General features: G+C 44.5%; 20 protein-coding genes. 17 read left to right on the plus strand and 3 right to left on the minus strand.

Annotated features, from left to right (window positions below):
- Window positions 1–3: 3 nt before the first annotated feature.
- Window positions 4–930, plus strand: coding sequence for a thioredoxin-disulfide reductase (gene trxB / locus ACLTWA_RS13980; protein ID WP_412328512.1), 927 nt, complete (start codon window positions 4–6; stop codon window positions 928–930).
- Window positions 931–967: 37 nt separating this feature from the next.
- Here trxB and hpf read toward each other — a convergent pair whose 3' ends face one another.
- Window positions 968–1,495 (minus strand): ribosome hibernation-promoting factor, HPF/YfiA family, encoded by a 528-nt coding sequence (gene hpf, locus ACLTWA_RS13985; protein ID WP_412328513.1) that lies wholly within the window; start codon window positions 1,493–1,495, stop codon window positions 968–970.
- Window positions 1,496–2,110: 615 nt separating this feature from the next.
- On the opposite strand from hpf, the gene secA reads away from it, so the two are divergent.
- From secA to ACLTWA_RS14015, 6 genes are all read left to right on the plus strand, one after another.
- Window positions 2,111–4,681 (plus strand): preprotein translocase subunit SecA, encoded by a 2,571-nt coding sequence (gene secA / locus ACLTWA_RS13990; protein ID WP_412328514.1) that lies wholly within the window; start codon window positions 2,111–2,113, stop codon window positions 4,679–4,681.
- Window positions 4,682–4,770: 89 nt separating this feature from the next.
- Window positions 4,771–5,905 (plus strand): peptide chain release factor 2 gene (gene prfB, locus ACLTWA_RS13995; RefSeq protein WP_412328515.1). Its coding sequence is split into 2 segments (ribosomal slippage): window positions 4,771–4,845 and window positions 4,847–5,905, totalling 1,134 coding nucleotides; the frame shifts between segments, so codons are not numbered across the junction.
- 137 nt (window positions 5,906–6,042) lie between these two features.
- Entirely contained in the window at window positions 6,043–6,486 is a 444-nt protein-coding gene (locus tag ACLTWA_RS14000; protein WP_412328516.1) for an ACT domain-containing protein, read from the plus strand.
- A 6-nt stretch (window positions 6,487–6,492) separates the two neighbouring features.
- Window positions 6,493–7,707 (plus strand): homoserine dehydrogenase, encoded by a 1,215-nt coding sequence (locus ACLTWA_RS14005; RefSeq protein WP_412328517.1) that lies wholly within the window; start codon window positions 6,493–6,495, stop codon window positions 7,705–7,707.
- Between the two features lie 19 nt (window positions 7,708–7,726).
- Entirely contained in the window at window positions 7,727–8,935 is a 1,209-nt protein-coding gene (locus ACLTWA_RS14010; protein ID WP_412328518.1) for an aspartate kinase, read from the plus strand.
- Between the two features lie 13 nt (window positions 8,936–8,948).
- Window positions 8,949–9,296: a DUF2752 domain-containing protein gene (locus ACLTWA_RS14015; protein ID WP_412328519.1), complete on the plus strand. Its 348-nt coding sequence runs from the start codon at window positions 8,949–8,951 to the stop codon at window positions 9,294–9,296.
- Window positions 9,297–9,299: 3 nt separating this feature from the next.
- Here ACLTWA_RS14015 and ACLTWA_RS14020 read toward each other — a convergent pair whose 3' ends face one another.
- On the minus strand, window positions 9,300–9,695 hold the full coding sequence (locus tag ACLTWA_RS14020; protein WP_412328520.1) for a sodium:solute symporter: 396 nt from the start codon (window positions 9,693–9,695) through the stop codon (window positions 9,300–9,302).
- 166 nt (window positions 9,696–9,861) lie between these two features.
- Here ACLTWA_RS14020 and ACLTWA_RS14025 point away from each other — a divergent pair, with 166 nt between their 5' ends.
- The 9 genes from ACLTWA_RS14025 (at window position 9,862) to ispD (ending at window position 17,326) form a co-directional block, all read left to right on the plus strand.
- Complete coding sequence (locus ACLTWA_RS14025; protein WP_412328521.1) at window positions 9,862–12,003, plus strand: Tex family protein; 2,142 nt, start codon at window positions 9,862–9,864, stop codon at window positions 12,001–12,003.
- Window positions 12,004–12,042: 39 nt separating this feature from the next.
- Window positions 12,043–12,549 carry a YcxB family protein gene (locus ACLTWA_RS14030; protein ID WP_412328522.1) on the plus strand — a complete coding sequence of 169 codons (507 nt, stop codon included), beginning with the start codon at window positions 12,043–12,045 and terminating at the stop codon, window positions 12,547–12,549.
- A gap of 3 nt (window positions 12,550–12,552) precedes the next feature.
- Window positions 12,553–12,978 (plus strand): tRNA (adenosine(37)-N6)-threonylcarbamoyltransferase complex ATPase subunit type 1 TsaE, encoded by a 426-nt coding sequence (gene tsaE / locus ACLTWA_RS14035; protein WP_412328523.1) that lies wholly within the window; start codon window positions 12,553–12,555, stop codon window positions 12,976–12,978.
- Window positions 12,979–13,698 (plus strand): tRNA (adenosine(37)-N6)-threonylcarbamoyltransferase complex dimerization subunit type 1 TsaB, encoded by a 720-nt coding sequence (gene tsaB / locus ACLTWA_RS14040; RefSeq protein WP_412328524.1) that lies wholly within the window; start codon window positions 12,979–12,981, stop codon window positions 13,696–13,698.
- Complete coding sequence (rimI, locus tag ACLTWA_RS14045; protein ID WP_412328525.1) at window positions 13,688–14,122, plus strand: ribosomal protein S18-alanine N-acetyltransferase; 435 nt, start codon at window positions 13,688–13,690, stop codon at window positions 14,120–14,122. The genes tsaB and rimI overlap by 11 nt, the downstream gene beginning before the upstream one ends.
- Window positions 14,123–14,321: 199 nt before the next feature.
- Window positions 14,322–14,564 carry a hypothetical protein gene (locus ACLTWA_RS14050; protein WP_412328526.1) on the plus strand — a complete coding sequence of 81 codons (243 nt, stop codon included), beginning with the start codon at window positions 14,322–14,324 and terminating at the stop codon, window positions 14,562–14,564.
- Between the two features lie 88 nt (window positions 14,565–14,652).
- Window positions 14,653–15,564, plus strand: a complete 912-nt coding sequence (locus ACLTWA_RS14055; RefSeq protein ID WP_412328527.1) for a ribonuclease Z — start codon at window positions 14,653–14,655, stop codon at window positions 15,562–15,564.
- 10 nt (window positions 15,565–15,574) lie between these two features.
- Window positions 15,575–16,612 carry a tRNA (adenosine(37)-N6)-threonylcarbamoyltransferase complex transferase subunit TsaD gene (gene tsaD / locus ACLTWA_RS14060; RefSeq protein WP_412328528.1) on the plus strand — a complete coding sequence of 346 codons (1,038 nt, stop codon included), beginning with the start codon at window positions 15,575–15,577 and terminating at the stop codon, window positions 16,610–16,612.
- Between the two features lie 6 nt (window positions 16,613–16,618).
- Window positions 16,619–17,326, plus strand: coding sequence for a 2-C-methyl-D-erythritol 4-phosphate cytidylyltransferase (gene ispD / locus ACLTWA_RS14065; protein ID WP_412328529.1), 708 nt, complete (start codon window positions 16,619–16,621; stop codon window positions 17,324–17,326).
- 29 nt (window positions 17,327–17,355) lie between these two features.
- Here ispD and ACLTWA_RS14070 read toward each other — a convergent pair whose 3' ends face one another.
- A complete protein-coding gene (locus ACLTWA_RS14070) occupies window positions 17,356–17,682 on the minus strand; it encodes a helix-turn-helix domain-containing protein (RefSeq protein WP_412328530.1) in 327 nt (108 codons plus the stop codon).
- 217 nt (window positions 17,683–17,899) lie between these two features.
- On the opposite strand from ACLTWA_RS14070, the gene ACLTWA_RS14075 reads away from it, so the two are divergent.
- Window positions 17,900–18,166, plus strand: a complete 267-nt coding sequence (locus ACLTWA_RS14075; protein ID WP_412328531.1) for a hypothetical protein — start codon at window positions 17,900–17,902, stop codon at window positions 18,164–18,166.
- Window positions 18,167–18,406 lie beyond the last annotated feature (240 nt).

Below are 18,406 nucleotides of genomic sequence, written 5' to 3' on the forward strand. Positions count from 1 at the left end.
AATATGAACGAAATTTATGACGTAGTAATTATCGGCTCCGGGCCGGCAGGACTTACTGCTGCAGTTTATGGAAAAAGAGCTGAGCTCAAGATGATTGTAATCGAAAAAGAGATGGCAAGCGGCGGCCAGATCCTTAATACCTATGAAGTGGATAACTATCCGGGACTTCCAGGCATTAACGGTTATGATCTTGGCATAAAATTCAGGGAACATGCCGAGAAGCTGGGAGCAGAATTCGTCAACGATGAGGTTCTTCGGATCGAAGCTGCTGACGGGCAGTTTACCGTAGTGGGAGAAGAAAAGACATATGTGACAAAGTCTGTCATCATTGCAACCGGGGCACAGCACCGGAAATTAAGCGTAATCGGAGAAGAAGAACTGACGGGTATGGGCGTTTCCTACTGCGCGACCTGTGACGGCGCATTTTTCCGCAATAAGGTGGCTGCAGTTGTAGGCGGCGGTGATGTAGCCATTGAAGACGCCATCTTTTTAGCCAGAATGTGTAAAAAGGTTTACTTAATTCATAGAAGAAATCAGTTAAGAGGAGCAAAAACCTTACAGACGCAGCTGTTTAATCAGGATAACGTCGAGATCATCTGGGATACGGTTGTAGAGGAGATCGAAGGCGGAGATCAGGTCGAATCCCTGACTATAAAGAACGCCAATACAGGAGAAACCAGAAAGCTGGCTGTTGACGGAGTGTTCATTGCGGTAGGCATTAACCCACAAAGTGAAGCATTTAACAATCTGGTAGAGATGGATCACGGCTATATCAAAGCAGGAGAAGACTGTGAAACCAATGTTCCCGGAGTTTTTGCAGTAGGTGATGTCCGTACCAAGCAGTTGAGACAGATATCGACGGCAGTATCTGACGGCGCCAATGCGATTACCAGTGTCGAACGGTATTTAACGAGAATTCAGGCAAATTAAAAAGCAGCCAGGTTTTTGTCCTGGCTGCTTTTTTATGTTAAAATTCCGGTTCAATGAGTCCGTAGGAACCGCCTTTTCTTTTATAGACCACATTGACTTCGTCTGTGTCTGCATTTAAAAATACGAAAAAGCTGTGTCCCAGAAGCTCCATCTGAACACATGCCTCCTCCGGATCCATTGGCTTAACTGCGAATTTCTTTGATTTCACGATCTCTACATGATCATCATTGTTATTCTCTTCCTCAATAAATGCTTTGGAGAAGGAAGGGGTATTCTGTTTCTTGTCGATGAGCTTGTTCTTGTATTTTTTCAACTGCCGTTCCAGGATCTCCTCCACAAGATCAATGGATACATACATGTCTGTGCTGGATTCCTCTGCCCGGATAAGATGTCCTTTCACTGGAATTGTCACTTCGATTTTCTGGATTTCCTTTTGTACGCTGAGTCTTACTGTAGCTTCTGTTGCAGGAGCAAAGAAACGATCTAATTTTCCAAGCTTGTCTTCCACCGCTTCCCGTAACCCTGATGTGACCTCAATATTCTTTCCTGTAATTGTAAAACGCATAAGTCATCAGCTCCTTTTTCTTAAGATAGTTATAGCATAACATATTTATGAGAATAATTCAATGACATTGTAAAGTTTTAAGATAATTAATGTGAATTTTTTGTGAAATGTATTTACTTATATTTTATCAATTTATTGAAAAACTATAGATGGGACTTAAAAAAAGTCAAGGGAAAAATGGAATTTTCCGTCGAAAAAGGAAATTTTATGACAAGTATACAAAAATCTCAAGCATTGGCAGCTTCCAAGAATTTCTGGGAATATGTGGAGAAAAAATGTGGATAATGTGGATAACTTGGTGTATAACTGTTTTTTTCAATATTTATGGGAGGAAATGGTGGGGATAAAAATGGGGGGAAAATACACAATTGGATGTGGATAATGTGGAAAATCAAAGAATCGAACATGTTTTTTGTGCAATGTGTCAGGTTGACCATAATTATTTTCTGTTTTGCCGCTGTTTGCCGTGGAAAAAAAGGGAGGAGCTGGCAGGATATGGTCTTATTATTACCAGAATGTTAATTTTTTATGAATTCATTGAATTAAGGTGCGGTTAGTGCTACAATATACAGGATTATACCGTGTATCTAGTTAAGAAGAGTAGGAGAATGAAACATGAACCTCGTTCAAAAAATATTTGGAACTCATAGTGAAAGAGAATTGAAATTGATCAATCCCATTGTGGATAAGATAGAGGCTCTTCGTCCGGCTATGGTTGCCCTTACGGATGAAGAACTTAGGAACAATACAAAGCTTTTTAAAGAGAGACTGGCTGCAGGCGAGACTCTTGATGATATATTGCCGGAAGCTTTTGCCACCATGAGAGAAGCCGGACGAAGAGTTCTTAATATGGAACATTTCCGTGTGCAGCTGATCGGCGGAATCGTTCTTCATCAGGGACGTATTGCAGAGATGAAGACCGGTGAAGGTAAGACCCTGGTTTCTACCTGTCCGGCGTACTTGAACGCACTTGCAGGCAAAGGTGTTCAGATCGTTACGGTCAATGATTACCTGGCAAAGCGTGATGCGGAATGGATGGGACGGGTCCATGAGTTCTTGGGTCTTACCGTAGGCGTTGTTTTGAACTCCATGAATTCTGATGAAAGACGGGCTGCCTATAACTGCGACATCACCTATGTAACCAATAATGAACTTGGTTTTGATTATTTAAGAGATAATATGGCCATCTATAAAGAACAGATGGTTTTAAGAGATCTGGATTTCTGTATTATTGATGAGGTCGACTCTGTGCTGATCGATGAAGCCAGAACACCCCTTATTATTTCCGGACAGAGCGGAAAATCCACAAAGTTATATGAAGTTTGTGATATACTTGCCCGTCAGCTGGAGCGTGGAGAGACCTCCGGTGAATTTTCCAAGATGGCAGCCATCATGGGAGAGGAAATCATAGAGACCGGCGATTTCATCGTGGATGAAAAGGACAAGGTAGTTAACCTGACCGAGCAGGGTGTGGCAAAAGTAGAACAGTTTTTCCACATTGAAAACTTATCCGATCCTCAGAATCTGGAGATCCAGCATAATATTATTCTGGCTCTTCGCGCCCATAACCTGATGTTCAGAGACAAGGATTATGTGGTAAAAGACGATGAAGTGTTGATCGTAGATGAATTTACCGGACGTATCATGCCCGGAAGACGTTACTCTGACGGTCTTCACCAGGCAATCGAAGCAAAAGAACATGTAAATGTCCGCAGAGAAAGCAAGACCCTTGCAACCATTACATTCCAGAACTTCTTTAATAAGTATAAAAAGAAATCAGGTATGACCGGTACCGCTCTTACAGAAGAGAAGGAATTCCGTAATACCTACGGCATGGATGCCATTTCCATTCCGACTAACCGTCCGATTGCCCGTATCGACAGGGAAGACGCCGTGTATAAGACGAAGAAAGAGAAGTTTGAGGCGGTCTGCAATGAAGTTGAGAAGGCTTATGAAAAAGGACAGCCGGTTTTAGTTGGTACGATTACCATCGAGACTTCCGAGATGCTCAGCAATATGTTAAAACGCCGGGGCATTCCTCATAAAGTCCTGAATGCAAAATATCATGAACTGGAAGCGGAAATCGTTGCGGATGCAGGTATTCACAAAGCAGTCACCATTGCTACCAACATGGCAGGCCGTGGTACGGATATTAAGCTTGATGACGAAGCAAAGGCAGCAGGCGGCTTAAAGATCATCGGTACAGAACGCCATGAATCCCGCCGTATTGATAATCAGCTCCGTGGCCGTGCCGGCCGTCAGGGCGATCCGGGTGAATCCAGATTTTATATTTCTCTGGAAGACGACCTGATGCGTCTCTTCGGTTCTGAACGTCTGGTGAGCATGTTTAATGCATTAGGTGTGCCGGAAGGTGAGGAGATCGAGCATAAGATGCTGTCCAACGCCATTGAAAAGGCACAGATGAAGATAGAGACGAACAACTACGGAATCCGTGAAAACCTTTTAAAATACGATGAGGTCATGAACGACCAGCGTGAAGTTATTTATGCTGAGAGAAGAAAGGTGTTAGACGGAGACAATATGCGTGATGTCATCTTAAAGATGGTAACTGATATTGTGGAGAATGCAGTGGATCTTTGCGTCAGCGAAGATCAGGCGCCGGAAGAATGGGATCTAAATGAACTGAATACCCTTCTTCTTCCCGTGATTCCCTTAAATCCTGTAACACTTCCGGAAGATAAAAAGATTAAGAAAAACGAACTGAAGCACATGCTGAAGGAAGAGGCCATCAAGCTTTATGAATCCAAAGAAGCAGAGTTCCCCGATGCAGAACAGATCCGTGAGATCGAGCGCGTCATTCTGTTAAAGGTAATCGATAATAAATGGATGTCCCATATCGATGATATGGACCAGCTGCGCCAGGGCATCGGTCTTCAGGCTTATGGCCAGAGAGACCCGCTGGTGGAATATAAGATGAGCGGATATCAGATGTTTGATGAGATGACTGCGGCAATCCGTGAGGAAACCGTAAGAGTCCTGTTCCACATCAGGGTAGAGCAGAAGGTAGAAAGAGAAGCTGCTGCCAAGGTGACGGGAACCAATAAGGATGAAAGCGGGCCGAAAGCGCCTGTCAAAAAGATCGAGGCAAAGGTTTATCCCAACGATCCCTGTCCATGCGGTTCCGGTAAAAAGTACAAGCAGTGCTGCGGACGTAAATTAGTATAGTATTTTTATAAAATTGGAGTTCGCATCTGCATAAGGGCGGACCCCAATTTTGTATTTATAAATAATATAATCAGAAAGTGGGTGACACAGTGGTAGAGTTAGATCAGTACAAATATGAATTATCAACGTTTCAAAAACCATTAGTGGAAGTGAGGGATTCACTTTGACTTAGATAATAAGTTAAAGAGAATCGATGAGCTGGATAAGTCCATGGAGGAACCGGGCTTCTGGGAAGATCCGGAGAAATCCACGAAGATCGTTCAGCTTGCCAAGAATTTAAAGGATACGGTCCAGGGATATAAAGATCTGGAGCAGCAATACGAAGATATCGGTGTGATGATTGAGATGGGGAACGAGGAGAATGATCCTTCTCTGATTCCGGAAGTGGAAGAGATGCTGGCAGAGTTTAAGGAAAAGCTGGAAGCGATGCGCATAAGCACTCTTTTATCCGGAGAATACGACAGTCACAATGCGATTCTGAAGTTAAATGCAGGTGCAGGTGGAACCGAATCCTGTGACTGGTGCAGCATGCTGTACCGTATGTTCTGCCGTTGGGCAGAGAAAAAGGGCTTTCAGACGGAAGTGCTGGATTACCTTGACGGAGATGAGGCCGGTATCAAATCTGTTACCATTCAGGTAAACGGAATCAATGCCTACGGCTATTTAAAATCCGAAAAGGGGGTTCACCGTCTGGTGCGCATCTCTCCGTTTAATGCGGCAGGCAAACGGCAGACTTCGTTTGTTTCCTGCGATGTTATGCCGGATATTGAAGAAGACCTTGATGTGGAGGTCAACGAAGAGGATTTAAGAATTGATACCTACCGTTCCAGCGGAGCCGGCGGACAGCATATCAACAAAACCTCTTCTGCCATCCGCATTACCCATCTTCCCACCGGAATCGTGGTTCAGTGCCAGAATGAACGTTCCCAGTTCCAGAACAAGGACAAGGCCATGCAGATGTTAAAAGCAAAGCTTTATCTGTTGAAGCAACAGGAGAATGCAGAAAAGCTTTCCGGCATCCGGGGCGATGTGACTGAAATCGGCTGGGGAAACCAGATCCGTTCCTATGTTCTGCAGCCTTATACGATGGTGAAAGACCACAGAACCAATGCGGAAACCGGCAATGTCAACAGCGTTTTAGACGGCGCTCTGGATCCGTTTATGTATGCCTATCTGCGCTGGCTGAGCACTGGAGCCAAGGCAAGTGAGGACCAGTCTGAGTAGAAAATTTTCCCTCAGAGGAAAGAAATTGAAAAAAATAAATAGAAAAATAGTTGCATACCAATCGTAAATATGTTAATATCTTCCCTATGAGCACAGATGTTTCTCTGTTGCGGACACAGAAGGGAAGATATTTTTTTATGGAAGAAAAAAGTAAATATTTTGTGGTAAAGCAGAAAGCTGTACCTGAAGTATTGCTAAAGGTTGTTGAGGCAAAAAAACTGTTGGAATCGGAGCGTGTCATCACCGTCCAGGAGGCGACTGACAGAGTCGGGATCAGCCGCAGTTCCTTTTATAAGTATAAGGATGATATCTTTCCGTTTTATGATAATACGAAAGGGAAAACCATTACGCTTGTGATGCAGATGGATGACGAACCGGGTTTGCTGTCCGATCTTCTTCATATTGTAGCGGTATACCGTGCCAATATCCTTACCATCCATCAGAGTATTCCTGTCAATGGCGTGGCCACTTTGACATTGAGTGTGGAAGTTCTTGAGACCACCGGGAACGTTTCCGGAATGGTTGAGGATTTGGAAGTAAAAAATGGGGTCCATTACGTAAAAATATTAGCCAGGGAGTAGAAAAAGATGAAGAATGTTGCAGTTATGGGTTATGGTACCATCGGTTCTGGTGTAGTAGAAATATTGGAAAGAAATAAAGAAACCATTGCAAAAAAGGTAGGTGATACGGTTTCTGTAAAGTATGTTCTGGATTTAAGGGAATTTCCCGGTACGTCGGTGGAGGACAAAATCGTTCATGATTTTTCCATCATCGAAAAGGATCCGGAAGTAACCATGGTGATAGAGACGATGGGAGGACTGAAACCGGCTTATGCATTTGTAAAAGCAAGTCTAGAAGCCGGAAAGCATGTGGCTACCTCCAATAAAGCGCTGGTTGCCGCATACGGCACCGAACTTTTGCAAATTGCCAGAGAGCATAATGTGAATTTCCTGTTTGAAGCGAGTGTAGGCGGCGGGATTCCGGTCATACGTCCTCTTTATACCTGTCTGGCAGGAGAGGAGATTGAGGAAATCACCGGCATCTTAAACGGTACGACCAACTACATATTGACAAAAATGGACAAAGCAGGCGAAACCTTTGAAGCAGCTTTAAGAGAGGCCCAGGATTTAGGATACGCCGAACGTAATCCGGAAGCAGATGTGGAAGGACATGACACCTGCAGAAAAATTGCCATCCTGACAGCCATGGCAACGGGACACGAAGTGAATTACGAGCATATTTATACAGAAGGGATAACAAAAATAACGGATGTGGATTTTGCTTATGCCGAAAGTCTTGGGACCTCCATTAAGCTCTTAGGTTCCAGCCGTATGGAAAAGGGAGTTGCTCACGCATTTGTTGCTCCGGTCATGATCGGCAAAGACCATCCCCTGTATTCTGTAAGTGATGTCTATAACGGCATTTTAGTAAAAGGAAATATGCTGGGAACTTCCATGTTCTATGGCAGCGGAGCCGGAAAGCTTCCTACCGCCAGTGCAGTCATCGCAGATATCATTGAAGCCCTTGTGAATGAAGACCGGAATGTGGAACTTGGCTGGGATGATCAGAGCCTTTCCATCTCATCCATGGATACCATGTCCTTCCGCTACTTTGTAAGAATTAAAGGAATTGCAGCAAAGCGTTTAAAAGAAGTGGAAGAAGTGTTCGGTAAGGTAGAAGGCATTGAACTGGACCACATGGATGAATTTGCATTCTTAACAGAAGTGATGACAGAAAAAGAATACAGCAGGAAAGCGAAAGAACTGTCAGGAATCAGACAGCGCATCCGCGCAGAATTTTAATTTTCGCCAGGAGGCAGCTATGTTAGTAGTAAAAAAATTTGGCGGCAGCTCCGTCGCAGATAAAGACAGAATTTTCAATGTAGCAAGGCGCTGTATCGAAGAGTATGAAAAAGGCAATCAGGTGGTAGTTGTGCTATCTGCCATGGGAAAGACCACAGACGGCCTTATTGCCAAAGCCTATGAGATGAATCCCAACCCTCCAAAGAGAGAACTGGATATGCTACTGGCAACCGGAGAGCAGGTCAGCGTCGCCCTGATGTCCATGGCTTTTCATACTCTTGGAGTTCCTGCTGTTTCATTGAATGCTTCACAGGTAGCCATGCACACCACTTCTGCTTACGGCACAGCCAAATTAAAACGGATTGATACAGAACGGATCCGGCATGAACTGGATGCCAGAAAGATCGTTGTTATCACCGGTTTTCAGGGAATTAATAAATTTGACGATATAACGACCCTTGGACGGGGCGGCTCAGATACGACTGCAGTTGCTCTTGCCGCTGCCCTTCATGCAGATGCATGTGAGATCTATACCGATGTGGATGGAGTATACACTGCCGACCCGCGGGTAGTGCCAAACGCCAGAAAAATTCCTGAGGTTTCTTATGATGAGATGCTTGAATTTGCTTCCCTGGGGGCAAAGGTTCTGCATAACCGGTCCGTGGAAATGGCGAAGCGTTACGGAGTACAGTTAGTTGTCCGGTCGAGCCTGACAAGGGAAGAAGGTACGGTTGTCAAGGAGGAAGCGAAAATGGAGAGAATGCTGGTCAGCGGTGTTGCCGCAGATAAGAATGTAGCCCGTGTATCCGTTATCGGGGTCAGAAATATGCCGGGAATTGCTTTTAAGATTTTTAACCTTTTGGCAAAGCATGACATTAATGTTGACATTATCATACAGTCCATCGGAAGGGAAGAGGGAAAAGACATTTCCTTTACGGTGGCAAAAACGGATTTAAAGGAAACTCTGGATCTGTTAAGAGAAAATAAAGAGACCCTTACGGCCCAGGATGTGACCAGCGAAGAAGGGGTAGCCAAGATCTCCATCATCGGAGCCGGAATGTCAAGCAATCCAGGCGTGGCAGCCAAGATGTTTGAAGCTCTTTCAAGCGCCAATGTAAATATCAAGATGATTGCAACTTCTGAGATACGGATAACAGTTTTGATTGATGAAGCAGATGTGGAACGTTCCATGAGAACGGTGCATGATGCCTTTGATCTGGCAGACTAGACAGGTGATTTGAATGAATTGGTTAAAGAAATTATTAGGATTAGGACTTCCCTGTATGTTCAATACCCTTACCGGACTATACTGTCCTGGGTGCGGAGGAACACGGGCAGTCCGCTCCTTGTTGCGGGAGGACCTGCGGATGAGTTTTCAGTATCATCCGCTGGTCCTTTATACTGTTTTTGTGATTATTCTGGAAATAATCCTGCGATTCCTATCCAGGTGTTTCAAGCGTCCCATGGATCACAACAAAAGAGTCCGTTTTTTTATTCTGACAGGGGCGGCTGTTGTAGTAGTCAACTGGATATTTAAGAATTATATGCTGGTGATCAAAGGTGTGGATCTGCTTCCTGTTATGAAGTAGATGTTAATCTCCTGATCCGCGGGTGGGCATAAGTGCCTGAGTGGTCGTTTCAATGGCATCTCTGAAATACTGTCCCAACGGAGTATTGGTATCCATGGTATCGTAGACAAAGATAATGAAAATTGTCATGAGCAGGCCGCAGACAAGAGAGATAACAGACAGAATAAGACCAAGCTGAGCCTGCTGTGTCAATGGCTTTCCGTGTTTGGAAAGTACTGCACATGCGATACCGCCCAGACCGAAAAACAGTCCTGCGGGAAGATTCCATATGGTAAATAAGGGAAGGCAGTCTGTCACCAGACCAAGACCGCCGAGGAACACGGACCAATAGGCCAGAAAGGAACCTGCCGGAGGAAGCTGAGGCAGCATTCCGTTATTGCTTTTGTTATAATCTTCCATTTGAATTATACCTCGTTTGCGTATTTTAAAAAGCAAAGAGCGCATTCTCTCGCATTTTATGATTGTAGCACGAAACGGGCAGTCTGTCCAGACAGGTCTTGCAAACCAAAGTCTGATGAATTATAATAATTAAATTGAACGAACTATAAGAAGTAAGGGGAACAGCATGGATATAATTAATGCATTACAAGAAGAACTTTCCATTGGACGGAGCCAGGTTGAAGCAGCCGTAAAGCTGATTGATGAAGGAAATACCATTCCCTTTATTGCCAGATACCGGAAGGAAGTTACCGGTTCCTTAAACGATGAGGTGCTCCGGAATCTGGACGAGCGGCTTCGCTATCTTAGGAATCTGGAAGAACGAAAAGAACAGGTCATCTCTTCCATAAAAGAGCAGGAGAAGCTGACCAAAGAACTGGAACAGAAGATTCTGGAAGCGAAAACTCTGGTCGCAGTCGAGGATCTGTACCGTCCTTACAAACCAAAAAGAAGGACAAGAGCCACCATTGCAAAGGAAAAAGGATTGGAGCCTCTTGCTGATTTGATCCTTCTTCAGATAATTAAGACCCCCCTTTTAGAAGAAGCGGCCCGGTATATATCCGAAGAAAAAGGAGTTTCTTCTGCAGAAGAAGCCATAGCCGGAGCCAGGGATATTCTGGCAGAACGGATTTCTGACAATGCGGAATACCGGACCTATATCCGCAATGCCACATTCAGTCAGGGAAGCCTGCAGTCTTTTGCAAAAGATGAACAGGCAGAATCTGTTTATGAGATGTATTACAATTATGAAGAAACCTTAAAAAAGACGGCCGGACACAGAGTTTTAGCCATTAACCGGGGAGAGAAAGAAAAGCTGCTCACAGTCCGGATTGCAGCTCCGGTGGAGCAGATCATAAGATATCTGGAAAAGCAGATCATTGTAAAGGACAACCCCCATACAACCAAAGTGCTCCAGGAAGTGATAGAAGACAGCTATGACCGTCTGATTGCTCCTGCCATAGAGCGTGAAGTGAGAAACGAATTAACGGAAAAGGCGGAAGAAGGTGCCATCCGGGTATTTGGTAAAAACCTGGAACAGCTTTTAATGCAGCCGCCAATCGTCGGACGGGTAGTTCTGGGATGGGATCCGGCATTCCGTACCGGCTGCAAACTGGCAGTGGTGGACGAGACCGGAAAGGTTCTTGATACGGTTGTTATCTATCCCACAGCGCCCCAGAATAAAGTGGAAGAAGCAAAAGCTGTCTTAAAGAAGCTTATAAAAAAATATAATATTTCTCTGATTTCTGTGGGAAATGGAACTGCATCCAGGGAATCCGAAGCCATCATTGTAGAGCTTTTAAAGGAAATTCCTGAGCAGGTTCAGTATATTATTGTCAATGAAGCAGGTGCCTCCGTATATTCTGCCAGCAAACTTGCTACCGAAGAGTTCCCGAATTTCGATGTGGGACAGCGGAGTGCGGCCTCCATTGCCCGAAGACTTCAAGACCCCCTTGCCGAACTGGTAAAGATCGATCCCAAATCCATTGGCGTTGGACAGTATCAGCACGATATGAACCAGAAACATTTAAGCGAAGCCCTGCAGGGCGTTGTGGAAGACTGTGTGAATAAGGTAGGCGTGGATTTAAACACCGCTTCCGCATCTCTTTTAGAATACATATCCGGCATTTCAAAGCCAATTGCTAAAAACATTGTTGGATACCGGGAAGAAAACGGAGCCTTCTTAAGCAGAAGCCAGCTCCTTAAAGTTCCAAAGCTGGGACCAAAGGCCTATGAGCAGTGTGCTGGCTTTATGAGAATTCAGGGCGGGAAAAACCCGTTAGACGGAACCAGTGTCCACCCGGAATCTTACGATGCGGCAAAGAAGCTTCTGAAAAAACTGGGCTATGAACCTGAACAGCTAAAACACGGTGGTATAAGCGGCTTGAGTAAAAAAGTCGTGGATTATAAGTCTCTGGCTTCCGAACTGGAGATCGGTGAGATCACCCTTAAAGATATCGTAAAAGAACTGGAAAAACCTGCAAGAGATCCCCGTGATGAGATGCCAAAGCCCATACTCCGCACAGATGTTATGGAGATGAAGGATTTACAGCCTGGCATGGTATTAAAGGGAACGGTGAGAAATGTCATTGATTTCGGCGCATTTGTGGATATCGGTGTCCATCAGGACGGTCTGGTCCATATTTCCCAGATGTCGGATAAATTCATCAAGCACCCTTTGGAAGCAGTGAGTGTGGGAGATATTGTTGAAGTGAAGGTCATAAGTGTGGATGTTCCGAAAAAGAGGATTGCACTTACCATGAAGTTATAAATCATATACGGTGTGATACCGTACAAGAAGGAGGAACCTGTGGAAGAGGAAAATCCGCTTATGTTTAAAGTATTAATGACAGTACAGGATTTATGGAAATTTTCCCTGTATCAGTCGTATCGGGGATTGTATGGGATTTTCAGTCTTGTTTATGTTTTTGCAGGTATTTATGTAATTGTGACTACCTGGAGTTCCATCTCCCCCGTTTACCGCTTGTTCCTGATTGGCTGCTATCTGCTTTATATGGTATGGAAGCCGGGATATCTTTATCTGAAAGCGTACAGGCAGGTGGAAGCATCTAAAGATAAAGAAGATTTGATTCTGTCGTTTGGAGAAGCAGGAATCGGTGCTTACCGGGGAGATAAGGGAAATGAGCTGTCCTGGGAGAATGTTAATCGGGTGGAGCAGATCGGCAGCATGATGGTTTTCTATATGAAAGAGAATATGCTCTGTCTTTTGCCCGATTCTGCTGTTGGGAATTACAAACCGGTGCTGCAGGCACTGATCATGAAAAAAATGCCTCCTGAGAGGCGAAAGAGGATATAGATTATGGTAATAGAAAGCTGGAAACCAGAAGATACCTTTGAACTGGGAAAAAAACTGGGTGAAGAAGCGGTGCCTTCATCGGTATACTGTTTAAACGGGGAACTTGGAGTGGGAAAAACCGTTTTCACTCAGGGCTTTGCATCTGGTCTTGGAATCAAAGAAGCAGTAAACAGCCCTACGTTTACCATTGTCCAGCAGTATGATGACGGGCGCCTGCCTTTTTACCATTTTGATGTGTACCGGATCGGGGATGTGAGCGAGATGGATGAAATCGGTTACGAGGACTGCTTTTATGGCGACGGAGTCAGTCTGGTCGAATGGTCGGAACTGATCAGGGAGATACTTCCCGACCGGGTTATCTCCGTAACGATAGAAAAAGATCTGGAAAAAGGGTTTGATTACAGAAAAATAACGGTGGAGGGATTATAAATGAACATACTTGGAATTGAAAGTTCGTCTCTGGTAGCTTCTGTAGCTGTTGTGACGGATCAGGTGCTGACAGCGGAATACACAGTTAATTTTAAGAAGACCCATTCCCAGACCCTTCTTCCCATGCTTGATGAGATCGTTACGATGGTGGATTTTGATTTGAATACCCTTGATGCCATTGCTGTTTCCGCAGGTCCAGGCTCTTTTACCGGCTTGAGAATCGGTTCTGCCACCGGAAAAGGTCTTGGTCTTGCCCTTCAAAAGACTCTGGTTTCCGTACCCACAGTAGATGCCATGGCCTATAATCTTTACGGCTGTGCAAGCATTGTCTGTCCCATTATGGATGCCAGAAGAGAGCAGGTCTACACCGGAATCTATGATAATAGCCATGGATTTTCCATCATAAAGGAATCCTGTGCAATAGATATTAAAGATTTAATCAGAGAGTTAAATGAGACAGGACAAAAGGTGATTTTCCTGGGCGACGGAGTCCCTGTATACAAAAAGCAGCTTGAAGAGCTGATGACAATACCGTTTTCCTTTGCTCCGGCCCATTTGAACCGGCAGAGAGCAGCTGCAGTTGCAGCTCTTGGCTGTCTGTATTACGAAGACGGAAAAACCGTAGAGGCAGCAGAACATGCTCCTGATTATTTAAGAAAACCCCAGGCGGAGCGGGAACGGGAAGAACAGGACGCAAAAGGAGAGCCCCATGGTTCGTGAGATGAGGGCGGAAGATGTCCTTTCTGTATCAAAGGCAGAAGAAATCTGTTTTACAGATCCATGGTCTTTCAATTCCATAAAAGAAGGGTTAAACAGCAGCCTGGATACCTGGCTGGTTCTCTCTGTGGATGAACGGGTCGTGGGATACTGTGTTTTTCGTGTTATAGCCGGAGAAGGGGAACTTCTCCGCATTGCCCTGTTACCCGGTTTCCGGGGGAGGGGCCTGGCTAAGAAACTTATGGACCAGGTGGTGGAATATTCCAGAAAAAGGTCTGTAAAAACCATGTTTCTGGAAGTCCGTGAAAGCAATGAAATCGCCAGAAACCTTTATAAATCCTATGGTTTTTCCGAAGAAAGCATCCGAAAAAATTACTACCACAATCCAAGTGAAAATGCCGTAATCATGTGGTGCAGCAGGATATGAAACATTTACCACTAAAAATAAGGGAAAACACCGTTTATAATGTAGGGGTATCCAGTTAGGATGCCCTTTTTTCTATCTTCCGGTTAAACGGTGTAAAATCAGGGCGGATCTGGAAAGTGAGAAAAAGGAACGCCTTGCAGGCATACCATTATGCTCAAAACAAAAAGCATTGGCGGTAAAAAGGAAAGGTGAGAGTAAGATGAGAAAGTACAAAAATGGCGGTCAGCTTGAAACAGTTGTTTGTAACTGTTGCGGCAAAAAGATTATTGTGTCAGAAGGCGTTGCCAGAGAAGGAGTGATAAGTATCAACCACGGCTGGGACTTCTTTTCAGAGAAAGATGGGGAGATCCATCATTTTGATTTATGCGAAAGCTGTTACGATGCTATGGTTATGGAATTTAAAATACCGGTGGATGTGGAAGAACAGCTGGAATATTTATAGTTGCTAATTGCCTCTCATTTGTGTTATGATTTTATGAGGCGGTTTTAGGACCGCCATTCATTGATTGAAGCAAAAGTGAGGAAATTTTATGTTGGATATATGTTTGCTGGGTACCGGAGGAATGATGCCGCTGCCATACCGCTGGCTTACAGCCATGATGGCAAGGTGTGACGGAAGCAGTCTTCTCATTGACTGCGGAGAAGGAACCCAGATTGCGTTAAAGGAAAAAGGCTGGAGCCCCAAACCGATTGATACCATCTGCTTCACCCATTACCATGCGGATCATATCAGCGGACTGCCGGGACTTCTCTTAACGATGGGCAATGCAGAAAGGACGGAGCCTCTGACTCTCATCGGTCCAAAGGGCCTGGAGAGGGTGGTAGGGGCACTGCGTACCATTGCGCCGGAGCTTCCCTTTGAATTAAAGTTTATAGAGCTTACAGAAAACCGGGAGCAGATAAACCTTGGCCCCTATGTAATAGATGCTTACCGGGTAAATCATAATGTTGTTTGCTACGGTTACTCCATATCCATTCCAAGGACAGGCCGTTTTGATGTAGACCGGGCGAAGGAATCCGGCATACCGCAGAAGTTCTGGAACCGGCTTCAAAAGGGAGAGACGATTGAAGACGGAGAGAGGACCTTAACTCCGGATATGGTTTTAGGACCGCCAAGGCGTGGACTTAAAGTCACCTACTGTACGGACACAAGACCGGTTCCTGTTATTGCGGAATATGCAAAGGAGGCGGATCTTTTTATCTGCGAAGGCATGTACGGAGAAGACGGAAAAGAAGCGAAAGCCAGAGAATATAAGCATATGACATTCGTTGAAGCTGCCAAGCTGGCAAAAGAGGCCCAGCCCAAACAGATGTGGCTTACTCATTACAGTCCTTCACTTACGAGACCAGAGGAATTTATGGATAAAGTCCGGGACATATTTCCAAGAGCCAAAGCGGCCAGAGATGCCTGGACAGCAGAGCTGGAATTTGATGAGGAATGAGGGAATGGGAATGAAGAAGAATCATACAGAGGAAGATATATATATACTGGCAATTGAAAGTTCCTGTGATGAGACGGCAGCAGCCGTCGTAAAGAACGGCCGGGAGGTCTTATCAAATGTAATATCCTCTCAGATTGCCCTTCATACGTTATACGGCGGTGTAGTTCCGGAAATCGCTTCAAGAAAGCATATAGAAAAGATCAATCAGGTCATAGAAGCTGCTCTTCTGGAAGCAGGTATGAGTCTTTCAGGCATTGACGCTATCGGTGTTACTTACGGTCCCGGACTGGTGGGGGCACTTCTTGTTGGTGTTGCAGAAGCAAAGGCCATTGCCTATGCAGCGAAAAAACCTCTGGTTGGTGTTCATCATATTGAAGGACACGTATCCGCTAATTTTATAGAACATCCAGACCTGGAACCACCGTTTCTTTGCCTCATTGTCTCAGGAGGACACACCCATCTGGTCATAGTCAAAGATTACGGAGCGTTTGAAATCCTGGGGCGCACCAGAGATGATGCAGCAGGAGAAGCCTTTGACAAGGTGGCAAGAGCCGTTGGCCTTGGCTATCCGGGAGGTCCAAAGATCGACAAGGCCGCGAAGGAGGGGAATCCCCAGGCCATTCAGTTCCCAAGAGCAAAGGTCGAGGGAAGCATTTATGATTTCAGCTTCAGCGGATTAAAATCAGCAGTCTTAAACCATATTAATCATGCCCGTATGCTGGGAGAAGAGATCCATGTACCAGATCTGGCTGCTTCTTTCCAGAATGCTGTTGTGGATGTACTGGTAAGCCATACCGTAGAAGCAGCCAAAGAATACGGCTTTAAAAAGGTTGCCATTGCAGGAGGCGTTGCCTCGAATTCTGCATTGCGGGAAAGTATGAAAAAGGCCTGTGAAAAAGAAGGCATGGCATTTTATTATCCATCACCCGTTTACTGCACGGATAATGCAGCGATGATCGGCACTGCAGCCTACTATGAATATATCAACGGCGCAAGATCCGGCTGGGACTTAAATGCAGTTCCGAACTTAAAGCTGGGTGAAAGGTAGAGAATCATGGGAAGATCAGCCGCTGTCATACTGGCAGCAGGAAAAGGCACGCGCATGGGAAGCCAGGTACACAAACAGTATCTTACGCTTCTTGGGAGACCTATGCTGTATTACGCAATAAAAGCCTTTGAAGCCAGTACCATTGATGACATTATTCTTGTAACCGGCCAAGGAGAAACCGGTTACTGTAAAAAGGAGATCGTAGACCGGTATTGTTTTACCAAGGTAAGCGCTGTGTGCGAAGGCGGAAAAGAGCGGTACCATTCCGTGTATGAAGGACTGAAAGCAGCTTCAGACTGTGAATACGTTCTGATTCATGATGGAGCAAGGCCCTGTATCACCAGTGAAGTCATTGAAGGTGCCTTAAAGGGCGCTATGAAATACAAGGCCTGTGTGGTCGGTATGCCTGTAAAGGATACCATTAAGATTTCTGATGAAGATGATTACGCAGAGATGACACCTGATAGAAACCGCCTATGGCAAATCCAGACTCCCCAGGCATTTGAATATGAACTTGTCTACAATGCTTATAAAAAGCTCCTGTCATCGGAAGCATTTCAGGAGGGAATAACGGATGATGCTATGGTAGTCGAAACCATGACCCGGGAAAAAGTAAAATTAATCCGGGGCGATTATACCAATATAAAAGTAACCACACCAGAAGACATGGAGATAGCCGGTGTTTTGTTAAACAGAATCTATACGGGAAAATAAAAGGAATGCTGTAAGCGCAGCTTCCTTTTTTATTTTTTTCCTCCTGATTTTAAAAGATCTTTTACAATCAGATGCAGATGGTCAAGCTGTTCACGGTTTAAGTGCTGTGCATCCTCCATCAGTTCTTTTAACTTTGCCGGGCTGGTTACATTATGGGAGAAAAAATCGGCTGGCTCAATATTCAGATATTCGCATATATAGAAAAAACCCATCATGGAAGGAAGAGCTATTTCATTTTCTATTTTGTGAATATATGTGGGATTCTGTCCAAGAGACAGGCTCATATCACGTGCGGATACGCCTTTCTGAGTTCTCAGCTCTGAGAGGCGTTTTGAAAAATTGAAATCGATATACATTGGCAACTCCTCCTGATTCCATAGTATTGCATTAAATGAAATATGTGTAGTAAATAATGCAATCCATCACTTGACATGTTGCATTCATTACAATATTATTAGTTATATAAAGTATTTAATGTATAATCATACAATAAAATACGAAATAAGGTTTGCATGGTTACTGGATATGATCAGCTGCTGCATCAGATGCGAAGAAAGGAAGTAGGTACGGTAGATGAAAACTGGAGAAAACAGGGAGAAGAACGACCAGGAGATGAAGGCTGGACTTTTGGACCGGATTGCAGCAGAGTCCGGTTGTATGTACCTGTCAGATTTACGTGGCTGTGTGCTGAAAGATCGCTGCCGTTTCGCAGTAACTCAAATTCCGGCTGCCGAATATCCGGTAAAGGCATGGAAAGATGCGGTTTATTATATTGTTGGGACCGAAGAGAATTTTAAGACAGCCGAGGAAGCAAAACAACGAATTTTAGAGCATTTATAAGGAAAAAAAATTAATTTGAAAAAAATGTAAAAATATGTTGACAGAACAAATAAACAGTGATAAACTATCCAAGTTGCTTCTGATGGCAGCAACAAAACAAGCAGCAACAGTCTCCAAGAGATTTGGAAAAAATAGAATAAAGTGCTTGACAAAAGTACAGACTTCTATTAAAATGTAAAAGCGCATTTGGAGAGGTATCGAAGTGGTCATAACGAGGCGGTCTTGAAAACCGTTTGTCCG

Source organism: Lacrimispora sp. (assembly GCF_046972725.1).
In the GTDB taxonomy this organism is placed as follows: domain Bacteria; phylum Bacillota; class Clostridia; order Lachnospirales; family Lachnospiraceae; genus Lacrimispora.